Here is a 17,460-nt window from a genome sequence, read left to right as displayed (position 1 = left end):
ACCTCGCACTCGCGTCAGGTTGTGGTGGGCTTGAGGAAGATCGCGCCGAGCGGTGGCACGTCGATGACCACCGAGTGGCCGCGGCCATGCCAGGGCGTGTCCTCGGCGGTCAGGGTGCCCTCGTTCAGCACGCCGGAGCCGCCGAACGAGGGATCGTCGGTGTTCAGGATCTCCGTCCAGTCCCCGCCGTGCGGGAGGCCGAGCCGGTAGGACTGATGCCCGGTGCCGGCGAAGTTGATCACCGCCGCGACGTGGTCGTCACCGGACTTGCGCAGGTAGGCCAGGACGTTGTGGTCACCGTCGTTCGCCTCGAGCCACTCGAACCCGTGGTGGGAGTGGTCCTCCCCCCACAGCGCCGGGTTGTCCCGGTACACCTGGTTGAGCGCCCGCAGCGCGAGTCGGACGCCGGCGTGCGGGGCGGTGTCGCTCAGGCCCCACTCCAGGCCGGCGCCCTCGTTCCACTCCCGGTTCTGCGCGAACTCCCCGCCCATGAACAGCAGGTTCTTTCCGGGGTGGGACCACTGGTAGGCGAACAACGCGCGCACCCCGGCCAGCTTCTGCCACAGGTCGCCCGGCATCTTCTGCCAGAGTGAGCCCTTGCCGTGTACGACCTCGTCATGGCTGAGCGGCAACACGAACCGTTCGGAGAACGCGTACACCAGTGAGAACGTGAGCTCTCCGTGGTGGTAGCGCCGGTTGATCGGCTCCTCCGCCAGGTAGCGCAGGGTGTCGTTCATCCAGCCCATGTTCCACTTCAGCCCGAAGCCGAGGCCGCCGAGCTCGGTCGGCGCCGACACCCCCGGCCATGCGGTGGACTCCTCGGCGATCATGACGATCCCGGGGGCCACCCGGTAGGCGGTCGCGTTGGTCTCCTGCAGGAACTGGATGGCCTCCAGGTTCTCCCGGCCGCCCCGCTCGTTGGGCCGCCACTGGCCCGGCTCACGGGAGTAGTCCAGGTAGAGCATCGACGCGACCGCGTCCACGCGCAGCCCGTCGATGTGGAACTCGGTCAGCCAGTACAGGGCGTTCGCGACCAGGAAGTTGCGGACCTCGTTGCGCCCGAAGTTGAAGACCAGGGTGCCCCAGTCCTTCTGCTCGCCACGCATCGGGTCCGGGTGTTCGTACAGGGCGGTCCCGTCGAAGCGGGCCAGGGCCCACTCGTCCTTCGGGAAGTGCGCCGGGACCCAGTCCAGGATCACGCCGATGCCGGCCCGGTGCAGCGCGTCCACCAGGTGCCGGAACTCGTCCGGGCTGCCGAACCGCGACGTGGGCGCGTAGTAGGACGTGACCTGGTACCCCCAGGACCCGCCGAACGGGTGCTCGGCCACCGGCATCAGCTCGACGTGGGTGAAGCCCATCCAGGACACGTACTCCACGAGCTGATCGGCGAGTTCGACGTAGCTCAGGCCCGGACGCCAGGAGCCGAGGTGCACCTCGTACGCGCTCATCGGCCCGGCGTGCGGATCGGCGGCGGCCCGGGCCGCCATCCACTCCTCGTCGGCCCAGGTGTACTCGGAGGCGGTGACCACCGACGCGGTCGCCGGCGGGACCTCGGCGGCGCGGGCCATCGGGTCCGCCTTCGTGTGCCACGAGCCGTCCGCGTAGCAGATCTCGAACTTGTACCGGGACCCGACCGTGACGTCCGGCAGGAACACCTCCCAGACGCCGCTCGCACCGAGGGAGCGCATCGAGGACGACCGCCCGTCCCAGCCGTTGAAGTCGCCGACCACCCGGACGGCACGCGCGTTCGGCGCCCACACCGAGAACGAGACCCCGTCGACCTCGCCGAGCACCGAGGCGAACGAGCGAGGGTGCGCCCCGAGCACCTCCCACAACCGTTCGTGCCGGCCCTCGCGGATGAGGTGCTGGTCGACCTCGCCGAGCGTGGGCAGGAACCGGTACGGGTCGTCCGTCGTGACCGTGCCGGACTCGTAGGTGACCTCGACGCGGTAGTCGGGCACCTCGTCGGCGGGCAGGGCCACCACCCAGACGCCGAAGTCCTCGTGCCGGGCGTCGTGCCGGCCCTCGGGCGTCACGATGGTGACGCCGGTGGCCAGGTGGCGCACCGTCCGGATGGTCACCAGGCCGTGGTCGTCGTCGAGGTGGGGACCGAGCACGTCGTGCGGGGCGTAGTGCTCGCCGTGGGCGACCACCCCGAGCAGGTCGCGGTTGATGGACGACGGCGTCGGCTCGCCGTCGAGGTCGTCGTCGCCGCTGTCGCCGGTGTCGCCGGTGTCGCCGGCCGCCGTGCCGGGCACCGCGGCCGGTGGCGCGTCGAGCATCGCCTCGACCGGGGTGCTCAGCGGGGCGCCGGCGGTCGTGTCCTCGGGCTTGTCGGTCATGACGTGCTCCTCAATGATCCGTCGGATCCCACCCACAGGGATCGACAGCCAGTCCGGGCGGTTCTGGTACTCGTACACGGCCTCGTAGAGGGCCTTGTCCAGTTCGAGGGCACGGACGAGCGTGCCTCCGGTGCGGAGGTCACGTTCGTCGTCGGTGGCCTCGGTCTGGGCGGCGGAGTTGTTGCCGCCCTCGATGTAGCCGGCGACGAGCGCGGTGCGCGCCGTACGGGTCCATTCCTCGCTCGGGGCCCGTCCGACGGCGGCCGCGTAGTCCAACGAGCGCAGCATGCCGGCCAGGTCACGCAGCGGTTGGTCCGGCCGGGTCCGCTCCGCCAGCGGGCGCAGCGGTTCGCCCTCGAAGTCGATCACGTACCAGGTCGGGGCGACGGGCTCGGACCCGTCGGAGCCCGACCCGCTCCCGCGCGCCTCGGAGCGCAGCGTCTGGCCGAGGTGCAGGTCTCCGTGGATCCGCTGCATGCTCGGCACCGACTCGAGGGCTGCGACGCCGGTGATCAGTTCGTCGATCGCGGCCGTGAACGGTGCCAGGTCCGGCACGGCGCCCACCGCCCAGGTCGCCCGCTGGCGCATGGCCGCGGCCAGGTCGCCGGCGCGGGCGGACGCGCTGCGTGGGTCGTGGACCGGTAGGGCGGTGCGCAGGTGTTCGTGCATGTCCGCGATCGTGACGCCGAGGTCGTGCACCAGGCCGGTGACGTCCGCGCCCGTGGCCGCGCGGTCGCAGAGGAGTTCGAAGCCGTCGCGCGCGTGCGGGACGAAGGCCGTGAGCACGCCCAGGTAGCCCTGCTGCGGCGCCCCGGAGCCGCCCGGGTCCGGCCAGCCGCCGACCGTCCAGGCCAGCGGGGCCGGAACCTGCGACCAGCCGGAGTGATGCAGGGCGCGGGTGACGTCGATGTCCGGGTTCGGGCCGGGGGCGAGTACCCGGAAGACCTTGAGGATCGCGCCCACCGTGGGCAGCAGCACCGAGGTGTTCGACTGCTCGCCGGTCAGCACCCGGGCCCCCACCGCCGCCGCCGGGTCGGAGATGTCGTCGGCGTTGTCGCCGTACTCGGCCGCGGCCAGCCAGGCGCGCACGAACGCCGGGTGGTGCGGTCCGTCCACGAGGGCCCGATCACCGGCCAGGGTTGCGATCAGCCCGGGCGGCTCGGTGCCGTCCTGGCGCGCGGCGACGGTGGCCACCGGTACCTGCACGAGCGTGGTGCCCAGGCTTCGGTCGACCGCCAGGACGAGCACCGTGCACGCGACGGTCCCGGCCGGGTCGGGCAGGTCCACCGAGCTCAGCAGGCGGATGTCGGCAGCGGGCTCGTCCTTGGCCGGGAACCAGCGCTGGGCCCGGACCCATGGCTCCAGCAGCTCGATCAGCAGCGACGGCACGGGCTCGGTCACGGGGTCACCGACAGCCAGAAGAAGTCCCGCGACCCCAGCGTCAGCGTCGCCGCGCCGTCACGCCCCGACCGCGAGGACGCGGTCGGGCCCGGGGCGCCTGGCCCCGACGGCTCACCGTCGGCGCCGGCCCCGACCGCCGCACCCGCGGCGACCTGGTCACCGCCCCTCCGAACCGGCTCCACCTCACCGGCGACCGGCGCACCCACCCCGGCCTCCGCCGTCGTGGCCGCGTGTCGGCCCACGGCGGCCGGGTCCACGGGCGCACCCACGGTGACCGGACCGGCGGAGCCGACCTGCGCCGTCGGGCCGGCCGCGGTGGCGTCCCCGGCGGCCCGCACCGGCGGGAACTCGGCGCCGCCGAACACGTCGGTGAGGCGGGCGCCGGCCAGCCCGGGCAGCGTCACAGTGGCCGAGCGCGGGGTGGCGGCGAGGTTCATCACGCACACCACGGTCTCGTCCTCGCTGCGCCGCAGGAACGCCAGGACCGCGTCGTTGTCGGTGGTCAGGGGCAGGTACTCACCGGTGCCGAACACCGGGTGGGCGCGGCGGATCTCGAGCATCCCGCGAACCCAGTGCAACAGCGAGGTCGGGATCGCGAGCTGAGCCTCGACGTTCGCCTGCGCGTAGTGGTTCGTGAGCGAGTGGATCACCGGCAGGTAGAGGCGACCGGGGTCCGTGGCCGCCGAGAATCCGGCATTGCGATCGGGGTCCCACTGCATCGGCGTGCGCACCGCGTCCCGGTCGTGCAGCCAGATGTTGTCGCCCATGCCGATCTCGTCGCCGTAGTAGAGGCACGGGCTGCCCGGCAGGGACAGCAGCAGGGCGTGAGCGAGTTCGATCTCGGCCCGGGAGTTGTCCAGCAGCGGGGACAGGCGCCGCCGGATCCCGACGTTCGCGCGCATCCGGGGGTCCTGGGCGTACCAGCCGTACATGGCGGCGCGCTCCTCGGTGGAGACCATCTCGAGGGTGAGTTCGTCGTGGTTGCGCAGGAAGGTGCCCCACTGGGCCCCGGGCGGGATGGCCGGGGTGTCCGCGAGGATCTCGGAGATGCTGCGGGCGCTCTGCTCGCGCAGGGCATAGTAGATCCGCGGCATCACCGGGAAGTGGAAGCACATGTGGCACTCGGGCTCGGTCTCGCTGCCGTAGTAGGCGACCACGTCCTGGGGCCACTGGTTCGCCTCGGCCAGCATGAGCCGGCCCGGGAACTCGGCGTCGACCATCGCCCGCAGGTCGTGCAGGAACTCGTGCGTACGGGGGAGGTTCTCGCAGTTCGTGCCCTCCTCCTCGAACAGGTACGGCACCGCGTCCAGGCGGAACCCGTCCACGCCGGTGCGCAACCAGAACCGGACCACGTCGAACATCGCCTCGCGCACCCGCGGGTTCTCGAAGTTCAGGTCCGGCTGGTGGGAGAAGAACCGGTGCCAGAAGTACTGGCGCCGGACCGGGTCGAACTCCCAGTTGGATACCTCGGTGTCCACGAAGATGATCCGGGCGTCCCGATAGGCGGTGTTGTCGTCGCGCCACACGTAGAAGTCGCCGTAGGGGCCGGTCGGGTTGGACCGGGAGGACTGGAACCACGGGTGCTGGTCGCTGGTGTGGTTCATGACCAGGTCGATGATGATCCGGATGCCGCGGGCGTGGGCCGCTTCCATCAGCTCGATGAAGTCCTCGATGGTGCCGTACTCGCCGGCGATCGCGGTGTAGTCGGCCACGTCGTAGCCGCCGTCACGCAGCGGGGACGGGTAGAAGGGCGGCACCCAGAGGCAGTCGACGCCGAGCCACTGCAGGTAGTCGAGCCGGTCGATCAGTCCGCGCAGGTCACCGGTGCCGTTGCCGTTGGAGTCCGAGAAGGCCCGGAGCAGCACCTGGTAGAAGACGGCCGTGCGGTACCAGTGCGGGTCCTCGGACAGGCCCGGCTTGTGACGCTCGTGGAACACCGCGCCGCGGGTCGCCTGGCTCATGACGGCCTCACCTGGACGATGTGCGCCGAGCGGCCCCACGGATCCAGGCGTACGAACGGGTTCGCGCCCCACGAATAGGTCTCGCCGGAGAGCTCGTCGTGGGCAGCGAACGCGTCCTGGCCGGTGAGCCCCAGGGCGGCCAGATCCAGATGCAGCAGCGAGTCCCGGGTCGTGAACGGGTCGAGGTTGACCACCACGATCACCACGTCCTCCTTCCCGGTGGGGGAGTGCTCGGCCCGGATCCGCCTGGAGTAGCAGAGGGTGGCGTCGTCGGACGTGGGGTGGATGGTGATGTTCCGGAGTTGTTGCAGCGCCGGATGGTCCCGGCGGATCCGGTTCAGCATCGTCAGCAGCGTGGTCAGCCCGAACTGCTCCCGCGCCCGCTCCCAGTCCCTCGGTTTGTACTCGTACTTCTCGTTGTCGATCTGCTCCTCCGCGCCGGGCCGGGCGATGTGCTCGGCCAGCTCGTAGCCGGAGTAGATGCCCCACGTCGGGGAGCCGGTGGCCGCGAGGACCGCCCGGATGGCGAACGCGGCCGCCCCGCCCTGCTGCATGTACGGGGTCAGGATGTCGTGGGTGGTCGGCCAGAAACTCGGCCGCATCACGGCGGCGGAATCGCCGGCCACCTCGGTGAAGTACTCCGCGAGCTCGGTCTTCGAGTGCCGCCAGGTGAAGTAGGTGTAGGACTGGTGGAACCCGACGGTGGCGAGCGTGCGCATCATGGCCGGGCGGGTGAACGCCTCGGACAGGAAGATCACGTCCGGGTGGTCGGCCGCGATGTCGGCGAGGATGCGTTCCCAGAACGGCAACGGCTTCGTGTGCGGGTTGTCCACCCGGAACAGGGTCACCCCGTGGTCGATCCAGACCTGCAGCACGTCCCGGATGGCCGTGTAGATCCCGTCCGGGTCGTTGTCGAAGTTCAGCGGGTAGATGTCCTGGTACTTCTTCGGCGGGTTCTCGGCGTAGGCGATCGTGCCGTCCGCGCGGGTGGTGAACCATTCGGGGTGCTCGGCGACCCACGGGTGGTCCGGGGAGGCCTGTAGCGCGACGTCCAGGGCGACCTCGAGCCCCAGTTCGCGGGCCCGGTCGACGAAGGCGTCGAAGTCGTCGAAGGTGCCGAGGTCGGCGTGGATCGCGTCGTGGCCACCGTCCGGCGCGCCGATCCCGTACGGGGAACCGGGGTCGCCGGGCTCGGCGCCGAGGGTGTTGTTGCGGCCCTTGCGGTTCGTGGCGCCGATCGGGTGGATCGGGGTCAGGTAGACGACGTCGAAGCCCATCTCGGCGATCGCCGGCAGGCGCTCGGCCGCGCTGCGCAGGGTGCCGGAGGTCCAGACGCCCGTGTTCGGGTCCCGGTGCGCGCCCTCGGAGCGGGGGAACAGCTCGTACCAGGAGCCGTACAGGGCGCGAGGACGGTGGACCACCAGGGGGTAGGCGGCGCTCGCCGACACCATCGTCCGGAGCGGGACCTCGGAGAGGACGTCCCGAACCTCGGGAGAGGTCCCGGCGGCCAGTCGGGCCGCCGGTGGGCGGGAGGAGTCCTGCAGTCCGAGGACGGCATCGGCGAGGACCCGGCGATGCTGCTCGGTCATCGCCGGGTCGGTGGCGGCTTGTTCGAGGACCAGGGCGCCCTCGGTCAGCATCAGTTCGGTGTCGACGTCCGCGTGCACCTTCAGCACCGCGTCGTGGGACCAGGTGCCGTACGGGTCGGACCAGCCCTCGACGCGGAACGTCCAGGTCCCGACGGCGTCGGGCTGGACCCAGGCCTCGTACCGGTCGTTGCCGGGGGAGACGTCGACCATCCGGACCCTGCTGTGGTCGGTGCCGTCCGGGCGGGTGAGGACCGCGGTCGCGGCGACGGCGTCATGCCCCTCCCGGAACACGGTGGCGCGCACCGGGATCACCTCGCCGACGACCGCCTTGGTGGGCCAGCGTCCGCCCTCGACGGTGGGCCCGACGTCGACGACGGGGATTCGGCCGATGGGTGCTGCGGGCGTGGGAAGTGGAGAGCTCACAGGTCGAACCTACCCAGAGCGCGGCGGGTGCACACGTGGAGTTCGGCCACTCGCCCGGGAGGACGTTGCAACGCGACTGCAAGGTTCGCAATCCGTTGCGCGGGTCCCCTATGCTCGCCGTGTGAGAGCCATTCGACGATTCACCGTTCGCACCGTCCTGCCCGAGGCGCTCGGCGCACTCGACGAGCTCGCCCTGAACCTGCGCTGGGCGTGGCATGCGCCGACCCGCGACCTGTTCTGCTCGATCGACCCGGAGCGGTGGGAGAGCTTCCACGGCGACCCGGTCCGGCTCCTCGGGTCCCTCTCGTCGGCCCGGCTGGGCGAGCTCGCCGCCGACGAGGCGTTCGTCGAGCGGGTGCGTGCGCTCGCTGCGGACCTGGACACCTACCGGAGCGAGGACCGCTGGTACCAGGCCGAGGGACGCCGTCGGGAGCAGGCCGGCGAGCCGGCCCTGCCGGCCGCGGTCGCCTACTTCTCGGCCGAGTTCGGGATCGCCGCCGCGTTGCCGCAGTACTCGGGCGGCCTTGGCATCCTGGCCGGCGATCACCTCAAGAGCGCCTCCGACCTCGCCGCGCCGATCGTCGGCGTGGGACTCCTCTACGGCGCCGGCTACTTCCGTCAGTCGCTGACCCGCGACGGCTGGCAACATGAGACCTACCCCGTGCTCGACCCGGACAACCTCCCGCTCACGCTGCTGCGCGAGGAGGACGGGTCGCCGTCGCGGGTCAGCCTGCCGCTGCCCGGCGGGCGCACCCTGCGCGCCCAGGTGTGGCGCGCGGACGTCGGCCGGGTCCCGCTGCTCCTGCTCGACTCGAACGTGCCCGACAACGACGACGCGGCCCGCAAGGTCACGGACCGGCTGTACGGCGGCACGAGCGAGCACCGGCTGCAGCAGGAACTGCTGCTCGGCATGGGCGGGGTCAAGGCACTGCGGGTGCACTCGCGGCTGTCCGGCGCCCCCACTCCCGAGGTGTACCACTGCAACGAGGGCCACGCCGGATTCCTCGGCATCGAACGCGTCCACGAGCTGATCGAGGCGGAGGGGCTGGCATTCCCGGCTGCCCTCGAGGCGGTCCGGGCCGGCACCGTGTTCACCACGCATACCCCGGTGCCCGCCGGCATCGACCGGTTCGGCGCGGACCTGATCGCCGAGTACTTCGGCGGCGGGAACGCGATCCCCGGGATCGACGTCGCCGACGTGCTCGCGCTCGGCCGCGAGGACTACGACGGCGGCGACCCGACCGTCTTCAACATGGCCGTGATGGGCCTGCGGCTGGCCAAGCGCGCCAACGGCGTGGCCAAACTGCACGGCAAGGTGTCGCGGTCCATGTTCCACCAGTTGTGGCCGGGTTTCGATGTCGGCGAGGTACCGATCACGTCGGTCACCAACGGTGTGCACAGCCCGACCTGGATCGACCCGCTGTTCGCCGGCGCCCAGGCCGAGTACTTCACCGCCGACGAGATCGAGTCGGGCAGTGGCTGGTACAAGCAGGACGGCGGCATCGACAACGCGACCCTGTGGGAGCTGCGTCGCCAGCTGCGCGAGCGGCTGGTCCACAACGCCCGCAGCCGGGTGCGCAAGTCCTGGACCCAGCGTGGCGCCTCCGCCGCCGAGCTCGGCTGGGTGGACGGCGTGCTCGACCCCGACGTCCTGACGATCGGGTTCGCCCGCCGGGTGCCCACCTACAAGCGGCTCACCCTGATGCTGCGCGACGTCGAAAGGCTTCGCCGGCTCCTCCTTCACCCGGACCGGCCCGTGCAGATCCTGGTCGCCGGCAAGTCCCACCCCGCCGACGAGCAGGGCGTGCGACTGATCCAGAAGCTGGTCCAGTTCGCCGACTCCGAGGATCTCCGGCACCGGATCGTGTTCCTGCCGAACTACGACATCGAGATGGCCCAGACCCTCTATCCGGGCTGTGACGTGTGGCTCAACAACCCGCTGCGCCCGCTCGAGGCCTGCGGCACGTCCGGCATGAAGGCGGCCCTGAACGGCGCCCTGAACCTGTCCGTGCTGGACGGCTGGTGGGACGAGATGTACGACGGCCAGAACGGTTGGGCGATCCCGACCGCGGACGGCGTCGACGACCCCGAGCACCGGGACGACCTCGAGGCGGCGGCGCTGTACGACTTGCTCGAGAACACCGTGGCGCCGCGGTTCTACGACCGCACCGACGGGCTGCCCGTGCACTGGCTGGAGAACATCCGGCACACGCTGGCCACCCTCGGCCCGAAGGTCCAGGCCACGCGCATGGTGCGTGACTACATCACCGAGCTGTACACCCCGACGGCGCAGTCCTTCCGGGACGTCGACGGCCCCGGGTACACGGGTGCGATCGAGCTCGCGGACTGGAAGGCCAAGGTGCACGCCGCCTGGCCGAGCGTGCGGGTCGACCACGTCGAGTCCGAGGGGCTGCACGAGGCGGTCAAGGTGGGCGACCACGTCACCATCAAGGCGTTCGTCTCGCTCGGCCGGCTCAGCCCGGATGACGTCGAGGTCCAGATGAACTACGGCCGGGTCTCCGACAATGACGAGATCGACGAGTTCGGGACCTCGAAGTTGGAGCTGACCGACACCTACGAGGGCGGGCGCTACCACTTCAGCCGTGCGTTCACCCTCGCCCAGTCCGGTCCGTTCGGTTACAACGTCCGGATCGTGCCCAAGCACCGCGACCTGGCGGCCGCGACCGAACTCGCCCTGGTCGCCTCTGCCTGAGGGTCCTCGCGGGGAACGGCATCACGTCGAACGTGTCCTTGTGCGGCCCACAGTTCCGTTGGACCGCACAAGGACACTCTCATCCCGAGCCAACGTCGACGTGCGTGCGGTTAGGCGGCGGATCTGGCGCTTGCGCCGCGGGACCGCACGTTCGACCGCAGCGCCGACATCGCCGCGCGGATCCTGGCCGGGATGACCCCGGACCGGTAGACGTCGCGGGCGGCGAAGCGGAGCAGCGTCACATCGGAATTGATCACGAGGTCGTTCTGACGGTCACGGTCGCGGTACAGCGCAGGTGCCTCGGAGTGGCTGTCTACGCCATCGACCTCGGCGATCACCCAGGTCCCGTCCGGTCCCCGCCAGGCCAGGTCGCCCCGGCCGAGGAACCGTCCATCCTCCGCCCGGACCTCGAGTTGGAGTTCATCCGGCGGCAATCCGTTGTCGTGGCAGTCGAGCCGCGCGTGAGTCTCGAGCGGAGACTCGGCGCGTCCATCCACGAGCGCCCACCAGGCCTCTGGCCTGCTTGCGCCGCGGCGTCCGCGCAGCCGTGCACGGATCGACGCGAGCCCGTCCGCGTCGATGAGTTTCCGGTTCAGCGCTGAGTCCAGGACCGCGACCGCGGTGTTGCGATCCAACTCCGGCAGGGCCTGGACGAGGGCGGTGCGCACGCCGACCGCCCGGGCGCCGTCGACGACCGTGATCCGACCGGTCCGTGGTCCCCGGCGGATCCGGACTCCGGAAGGTCCCCGGTTCGCGCGAATGCCGGGAAGCATCGCCTCCGGCGCGATCACCTGGGGTAGTCCCCAGACACCGTGGAGCACGAGGGCACACACATTCCGGTGGCGACCGCGTCCGGTCCTGCCGCGAGGATGGCGATCCAGGCCGACCGGCGCCGGCGAAGATTGCGTGCCTCGCCATCGTCGACCGGGAGTCGGCAGTCGTAGACGGAGCGCACCACCCGGCGCCAGACGCCATGACGGACCAGGGCCGTGCGACGCCACGCGCAGGCAGGACGAGAGGTCCGGCGGACCGGCTCAGCGGTAGGTCATGCCCATGGTCTCGCGGACCTCGGCGAGGGTCGCGTCGGCGATCTCGTTGGCGCGGGCGTTGCCCTCGGCGAGGACTCCTGCCAGGTAGCCCGGGTCCGCCTCCAACTCGCGGCGGCGGGCCCGGATCGGGCGCAGGTGCTCGTTGATCACCTCGGTGACGAGCTTCTTCAGGCCGCCGCCGCCACCGTCGCCGATCCTGGCGGCGAGGTCCTCCGGGCTGCCGGCGCCGAGCAGGGAGGCGATCGTGAGCAGGTTCGCGACCTCGGGACGGCCGACCGGGTCGAAGGTGATGTTCCGGTCGGAGTCGGTGACGGCGCGCTTGAGCTGCTTGGCGGTCTCGTCCTCGGTCATCGCCAGCTCGATGGTGTTACCCCTGGACTTGGACATCTTCTGCCCGTCCACGCCGAGCACGTTCACCGCGTCGCTGAGCAGGGCGTCCGGGGACGGGAACACCGTGCGGCCGCCCGCGTAGCGCTCATTGAACCGGCGGGCGACCACCCGGGTCAGCTCCAGGTGCGGCAACTGGTCCTTGCCGACCGGCACCAGGTTCGCCTTGCAGAACAGGATGTCCGCGGCCTGGTGCACCGGGTAGGTGAGCAGCAGCCCGCTCATCGGGCGGCCGCCGGTGGCCTCGTTCTCGGCCTTCACGGTCGGGTTGCGACGCAGCTCCGAGTCGGTGACCAGGGACAGGAACGGCAGCATCAGCTGGTTGAGGGCCGGCACCGCGGAGTGCGCGAAGATCGTGGTCCGCATCGGGTCGATCCCCGCGGCGAGGTAGTCCGTGAGGAGTTCGCGGGTGCGCTCGGCGATCGGCCCGGCGTCGTCCCGGTCGGTGATCACCTGGTAGTCGGCGACCAGCAGCATCGTCTGTACGCCGAGATCCTGGAGCCGGACCCGGTTCGCCAGCGTGCCGAGGTAGTGCCCCAGGTGCAGGCGGCCGGTCGGCCGGTCCCCGGTGAGCACCCGGAACCGGCTCGCGTCGGTAGCCAGTGCCGCCTCGATCTCACCGCTCTTGGCGATCGCGGACAGCAGCGACCGGTCCATCGTCTCGGTGGTGCTGAGTTCGGCGTCGTCGGTGGCGGTGGCGTCGGTGGGCAGGGCGGCGGAAGTCACCCGCATACCCTAATGCCGACGGCGGTGCCCGGGCGGCCCGGCGAGATCCGGGCCGGCTCTCGCCGATATTGAGGTGTGCGGCCGTTCGGTCTGGCATAGCGTCGCGCCCGTGGCCAGCCCGTACCCCCCGCTCAACGTTCGTGTCAGCACCCCCCGGCTTGCCCTGCTGGGCGCCACCGACGACCTGCTCGATCGGCTCCTGCCTGCCGTACGCGAGGGGGTGGTGGCGGCGGACGAGTCGCCGTTCGATGATCCGATGTCGCTGTATGCCGACGCTCCGGATCGCGAGTGGCGCTGGTTACGGGGCATCTGGGCGGGCCGCGCCCACGTGGCCCCGGACTTCTGGCGCCTCTACTTCGTGGTGATGGTCGATGGCGAGGCGATCGGCATGCAGGACCTCATCGGGGTCAACTTCGCGACCTACGGGTCGGTCACCACGTTCTCCTGGTTGAAGCCGTCCGCCCGAGGTCGAGGTCTGGGCCGCGAGATGCGGGCCGCCGTGCTGCAGCTGGCGTTCGTGGGGCTCGGCGCCGCGGAGGCGACCAGCGACGCGTTCACCGACAACGGCGCGTCGAACGCGGTCTCCCGGTCGCTCGGTTACCAGCGGAACGGCACGGACCGGGCGACCAGGCGTGGCCAGGCGGCGGCCCTGCAGCGTTGGGCCCTGACCAGGCAACGCTGGGAGTCGAACCGGCGCGGGGACATCCAGCTCACTGGTGTCGAGGAATGCCTCCCGGTGCTCGGAATCTGAGCCCGTCCCGCGACGCGGGTCAGATCGCGCCGCCGGCCACCCAGCCGGAGTACAGGCAGCCGCCCAGGAAGGTGCCCTCCAGGGCCCGCTCACCGTGCACGCCGCCGCCACCGAACCCGGCCGCCTCCCCGACCGCGAACAGCCCGGCCAGCACCTGCCCGTCGGGTCGCAGCACCCGGGCCTCGGTGTCCGTGTGAAGCCCGCCGAGCGTCTTGCGGGTGAGCACCGACAGCCGCACAGCGAGCAGCGGCCCGTCCTTGGGTGTGGTGAGCGGCCGCGGCGGGCTGACCCGCATGCGCCTGTCCACGACGTAGCCGCGAGCGTGGTTGATCGCCATCAGCTGCGGGTCCTTGCCGAGCCCGCTGCCCACCTGCGCGTCCCGCAGTTCGATGAGCCGGGCCAGGGCGTCGGCGTCGATACGTTCGGAGCCGGTGAGCGCGTTCATGCCTGCGGCCAGCTCGGCCGGGGTGTGCGCCCAGACGAACTCGGGGGAATGTTCGGCGAAGGCGGCGACCGGCCCGACGGCGCCCGGCAGCACCCGCTGGGCGAGCAGCCTCACGTCCTTGCCGGTCAGGTCCGGGTTCTGGTCGGAGCCGGACAGGGCGAACTCGGTCTCCATGATCGCCTTGTTCAGCACGAACCAGGAGTGCGAGTCCCCGCGCCCGGTGATGTGCCGCAGCGCGCCGAGCGCGTCGAAACCAGGGAACAGCGGCGCGGGCAGCCGGTCGCCGTCGGCGTCCAGCCACAGCGAGCTCGGCCCGGGCAGGATCCGGATGCCGTGCCGGCTCCACACCGGGGTGTGCATCGGCAGCCCCTCCGGGTAGTGCCACATCCGGTCCGCATGGACAACGGCAGCACCGGAGTCCTCCGCGGCCGCGAGCATCAGCCCGTCGGTGGCGTCCGGCACGCCTGAGAGCATCCCGCCCGGCAACCTGCCGGCCGACGCAGGCCACGCGGCCCGGACCAGGTCGTGATTGGCCCCGATGCCGCCGCTGGCGACCACCACGGCGTCGGCGGTGAGGTCCACCTCGCTCGTGACCGTGCGGGAACTCGGCTCGCCACGCCCGACCGCCGAGGGCTCGAGCACCTCGACACGGACCCCGGTGACCGCGCCGTCGGTCGTGATCAGTCCGGCGACCCGGTGCCGGAACCGGATCTCGAGCAGCCCTTCCTCCCGGGCCGCCCGAGCGGCCCGCAGGAACGGGGCGAGCACTCCGGGGCCGGTGCCCCAGGTGACGTGGAACCGGGGCACCGTGTTGCCGTGCCCGCCGGCGGGGTATCCGCCGCGCTCGGCCCACTGCACCAGCGGGAACCACCGCACCCCCTGATCGTGCAGCCACGAGCGCATCGGTCCGGAGGCGAACTCCACGTACCGCTGCGCCCAGGCGTAGCCCTGCGCGTCCGGCCCCTGGCCCCGTTCGGCCCCGGCGGCGAAGTTCGCGGACCCGAGCCAGTCCGAGAACGCCAGGTCCGCGCTGTCGCGCACGCCCAGGCGTCGCTGTTCCGGGGAGTCCACCAGAAGCAGGCCACCGAACGACCAGAACGCCTGCCCACCGAGGGACGCGGCGGGCTCGGAGTCCAGGACGATGACGCGCCGGCCCCGTGCGGTCAGGCGAGTGGCGGTGACGAGGCCGGACAGGCCCGCGCCGATGACGATGACGTCCGTGTCGGTCATGCCGCCAAGCCTAGTCAGGCGGTGGGGGCACGATGCCCGACGGCGTCGGCTCGCCGCCGCGCAGGCGGCCGGTTCGCCGGTGGTTGCGTCACTGACCCGGTAGGCGGGTCAGTGACGCAACGGTGGGTGTCGCCTGGTGTTTCGCGGCCCCCGCGTCGGTGACCCGGGAGGCGGGTCAGTGACGCAGCGGCTACGCCTGCAGGTAGATCCGCATGCTCAACTCCGGGACCTCGAGCGTGGTCCCGGCGGGCACGGTCGCCGAGCCGGGCCGCTCGTCCGGGTGCTCCCAGGCCGAGTCCCAGACCAGTTCGTAGAACTCCGGGCCGTCGCTGGAGAGGGTCACGGGCACGGGGTTCGCCGCGCCGTTGATCACGATCAACGCGTCCCGTTCGTCGGCTCGCTCGCCGCCGCGGAACATCTGCAGGACCCGCCGGTTCACGTCGTGCCAGCGCTCCAGCGACATGGTGGCGCCGTGCTCGTCGAACCAGGCCAGCGCGGGCCGGGACCGGAACGAGCGTGGGTCGAACGGCCGGAACCGGGCCGGCCGCAGCACCCGGTTCTGCCGGCGCAGGGTGAGCAGGTGCGCGGTGGTGGCCCGCAGCTCGTGCTGCCAGTCGGCCAGGTCCCAGTCCACCCAGACGGACTCGTCGTCGTGGCAGTAGGCGTTGTTGTTGCCGTGCTGGGTGCGCCCGAACTCATCCCCGGCGGTGATCATCGGGACACCGGCCGAGACCATCATCGTGCCGAGGATGTTGCGCATGGTGCGCCGACGGTGCGCGAGGATCTCGGCCTCGTCCGTCTCACCCTCGACGCCGTGGTTCCAGGACCGGTTGTTGTCCGTCCCGTCCCGGTTGTCCTCACCGTTGAGCTCGTTGTGCTTGTGGTCGTAGGAGACCAGATCACGCAGCGTGAAACCGTCGTGGGCGGTGACGAAGTTGAGGCTGGCGATCGGCCCCCGTCCGCCCGGGACGGGGGACTGCGCGAACATGTCCGCCGAGCCCGCGAGCCGGGTGGCCAGGTCCCTCAGGTCGTGGCCGTGTCCGCCGTTCACGGTGGCCGCGGCGTCGGAGATCCAGAACGTCCGCAGCACGTCGCGGTAGCGGTCGTTCCACTCCGCGACCGGTGCCGTGAACTGTCCGGTGCGCCAGCCGCCCGGACCCAGGTCCCACGGCTCGGCGATCAGCTTGCGCCCGCCGAGGACCGGGTCGCAGGCCAGCGCGACCAGGAACGGGTGGTCGGGCAGGAACGTGGTGCCCTTGCGGCCCATGGTGACGGCGAGGTCGAACCGGAACCCGTCGACGCCCACCTCCGCCGCCCAGTACCGCAGCGAGTCGAGGGTCATCCGGACCACGTGCTGGTTGCGGAAGTCCAGCGAGTTGCCGCACCCGGTGACGTCGAGGTAGCGACTGTGCCCGGCGCCGTCGTGCAGGTAGTACCCGACGTTGTCCAGCCCCCGCCAGGACAGCAGCGGCCCGTCGGTGCCGCCCTCGCAGGTGTGGTTGTAGACCACGTCGAGGATGACCTCGATACCGGCCTCGTGCAGGAGCTTGACCATGCCCTTGACCTCGGCGAGCACCGCGGCCGGGCCAGCTGCCTGGGACGCCTGGGTGGCGTAGGCCGGTTCCGGCGCGAAGTAGCCGAGCGTGTTGTAGCCCCAGTAGTTGACGACGCCGCGCTCGGTGAGGGCCGGCTCGGTCACCTTCGCGTGGATCGGCAGAAGTTCGACGGCGGTGACGCCCAGGTCACGCAGGTGCGCCACCGTCGTGGGGTGGGCCAGGCCGGCGTACGTGCCGCGCAGGTGCTCGGGCACCCCGGGCAGCCGCTGGGTCAGTCCGCGCACGTGCGCCTCGTAGATCACGGTGCGGCCCCACGGGGTGTCCGGGTGCTGCACGGGCTCGTCGTCGAAGTGGTCGTCGACGATCACGCCGTGGGGAACGTGCGGCGCACTGTCCCGCTCGTCCCGCCCGTCCTGGCCGGGGACCGGGCGGAGGCGGTCGTCGACGACGTGCCCGTAGACGGCCGGGACCAGGTCGAGCGAGCCCACGATCGCCCGGGCGTAGGGGTCCGCGAGCAGCTTGTGCGGGTTGTGGAAGTGGCCGTGCGCCGGGTCCCAGGGTCCGTGCACGCGCAGCCCGTACCGCTGGCCCGGGCCGACCCCGGGGATGTGGCCGTGCCAGCGGCCGTGCTCGCCCACCAGGAGCCGGAACCGGCGCTCGGTGGCCTGCTCGCCCTCGCCGTCGAGCAGGCAGAACTCGACGGCGGTCGCGTGCGGCGCGTGCACCACGGTGTCGACCCCGCCGGGCACGAGACGGGTGCCGTAGGTGTCCTGGTGCCGTGCGCTCCCGACGGCCCGTTCGACGCCGGTCAGCCGGGGCGTCGCGGTACTGGGTGGGTCGGTCTCGGTGAACAACATCAGGTGGTCGATCCGTCGGAGGCGAGCGGG

9 protein-coding genes are annotated in these 17,460 nt (G+C 71.5%); 2 read left to right on the top strand and 7 right to left on the bottom strand.

Annotated features, from left to right (window positions below; translation table 11 throughout):
- Nucleotides 1-14 precede the first annotated feature (14 nt).
- Genes glgB through EXU48_RS07050 form a run of 3 tightly spaced genes read right to left on the bottom strand, consistent with a single transcriptional unit; the run spans nucleotide 15 to nucleotide 7,716 of the window.
- Nucleotides 15-3,743, bottom strand: coding sequence for a 1,4-alpha-glucan branching protein GlgB (gene glgB / locus EXU48_RS07060; protein WP_133106927.1), 3,729 nt, complete (start codon nucleotides 3,741-3,743; stop codon nucleotides 15-17).
- Nucleotides 3,740-5,704 (bottom strand): maltose alpha-D-glucosyltransferase, encoded by a 1,965-nt coding sequence (treS, locus tag EXU48_RS07055; protein ID WP_133106926.1) that lies wholly within the window; start codon nucleotides 5,702-5,704, stop codon nucleotides 3,740-3,742. The genes glgB and treS overlap by 4 nt, the downstream gene beginning before the upstream one ends.
- Entirely contained in the window at nucleotides 5,701-7,716 is a 2,016-nt protein-coding gene (locus EXU48_RS07050) for an alpha-1,4-glucan--maltose-1-phosphate maltosyltransferase (protein ID WP_133106925.1), read from the bottom strand. Before EXU48_RS07050 ends, treS begins: the two co-directional genes overlap by 4 nt.
- Nucleotides 7,717-7,837: 121 nt before the next feature.
- Between EXU48_RS07050 and glgP the strand changes: the two genes are divergently transcribed.
- Complete coding sequence (glgP, locus tag EXU48_RS07045) at nucleotides 7,838-10,429, top strand: alpha-glucan family phosphorylase (protein WP_133106924.1); 2,592 nt, start codon at nucleotides 7,838-7,840, stop codon at nucleotides 10,427-10,429.
- Between the two features lie 110 nt (nucleotides 10,430-10,539).
- On the opposite strand, the gene EXU48_RS07040 is transcribed toward glgP, so the two are convergent.
- Both EXU48_RS07040 and trpS read right to left on the bottom strand, forming a co-directional pair.
- On the bottom strand, nucleotides 10,540-11,097 hold the full coding sequence (locus EXU48_RS07040) for a hypothetical protein (protein WP_133106923.1): 558 nt from the start codon (nucleotides 11,095-11,097) through the stop codon (nucleotides 10,540-10,542).
- 366 nt (nucleotides 11,098-11,463) lie between these two features.
- A complete protein-coding gene (gene trpS / locus EXU48_RS07035) occupies nucleotides 11,464-12,522 on the bottom strand; it encodes a tryptophan--tRNA ligase (RefSeq protein ID WP_235856907.1) in 1,059 nt (352 codons plus the stop codon).
- Between the two features lie 178 nt (nucleotides 12,523-12,700).
- Between trpS and EXU48_RS07030 the strand changes: the two genes are divergently transcribed.
- Nucleotides 12,701-13,342, top strand: a complete 642-nt coding sequence (locus tag EXU48_RS07030) for a GNAT family N-acetyltransferase (RefSeq protein WP_133106921.1) — start codon at nucleotides 12,701-12,703, stop codon at nucleotides 13,340-13,342.
- 19 nt (nucleotides 13,343-13,361) lie between these two features.
- Here the strand turns inward: EXU48_RS07030 and EXU48_RS07025 are convergent, their stop codons facing one another.
- Entirely contained in the window at nucleotides 13,362-15,017 is a 1,656-nt protein-coding gene (locus tag EXU48_RS07025) for an FAD-binding dehydrogenase (RefSeq protein WP_133106920.1), read from the bottom strand.
- A gap of 190 nt (nucleotides 15,018-15,207) precedes the next feature.
- Nucleotides 15,208-17,430, bottom strand: coding sequence for a glycogen debranching protein GlgX (glgX, locus tag EXU48_RS07020; protein WP_133106919.1), 2,223 nt, complete (start codon nucleotides 17,428-17,430; stop codon nucleotides 15,208-15,210).
- Nucleotides 17,431-17,460: the final 30 nt, after the last annotated feature.

It is taken from the genome of Occultella glacieicola (assembly GCF_004353825.1).
Classification (GTDB): domain Bacteria; phylum Actinomycetota; class Actinomycetes; order Actinomycetales; family Beutenbergiaceae; genus Occultella; species Occultella glacieicola.
Note: the sequence above shows the minus strand (reverse complement) of the source record. Positions and strands in the feature narration are given on the sequence as shown.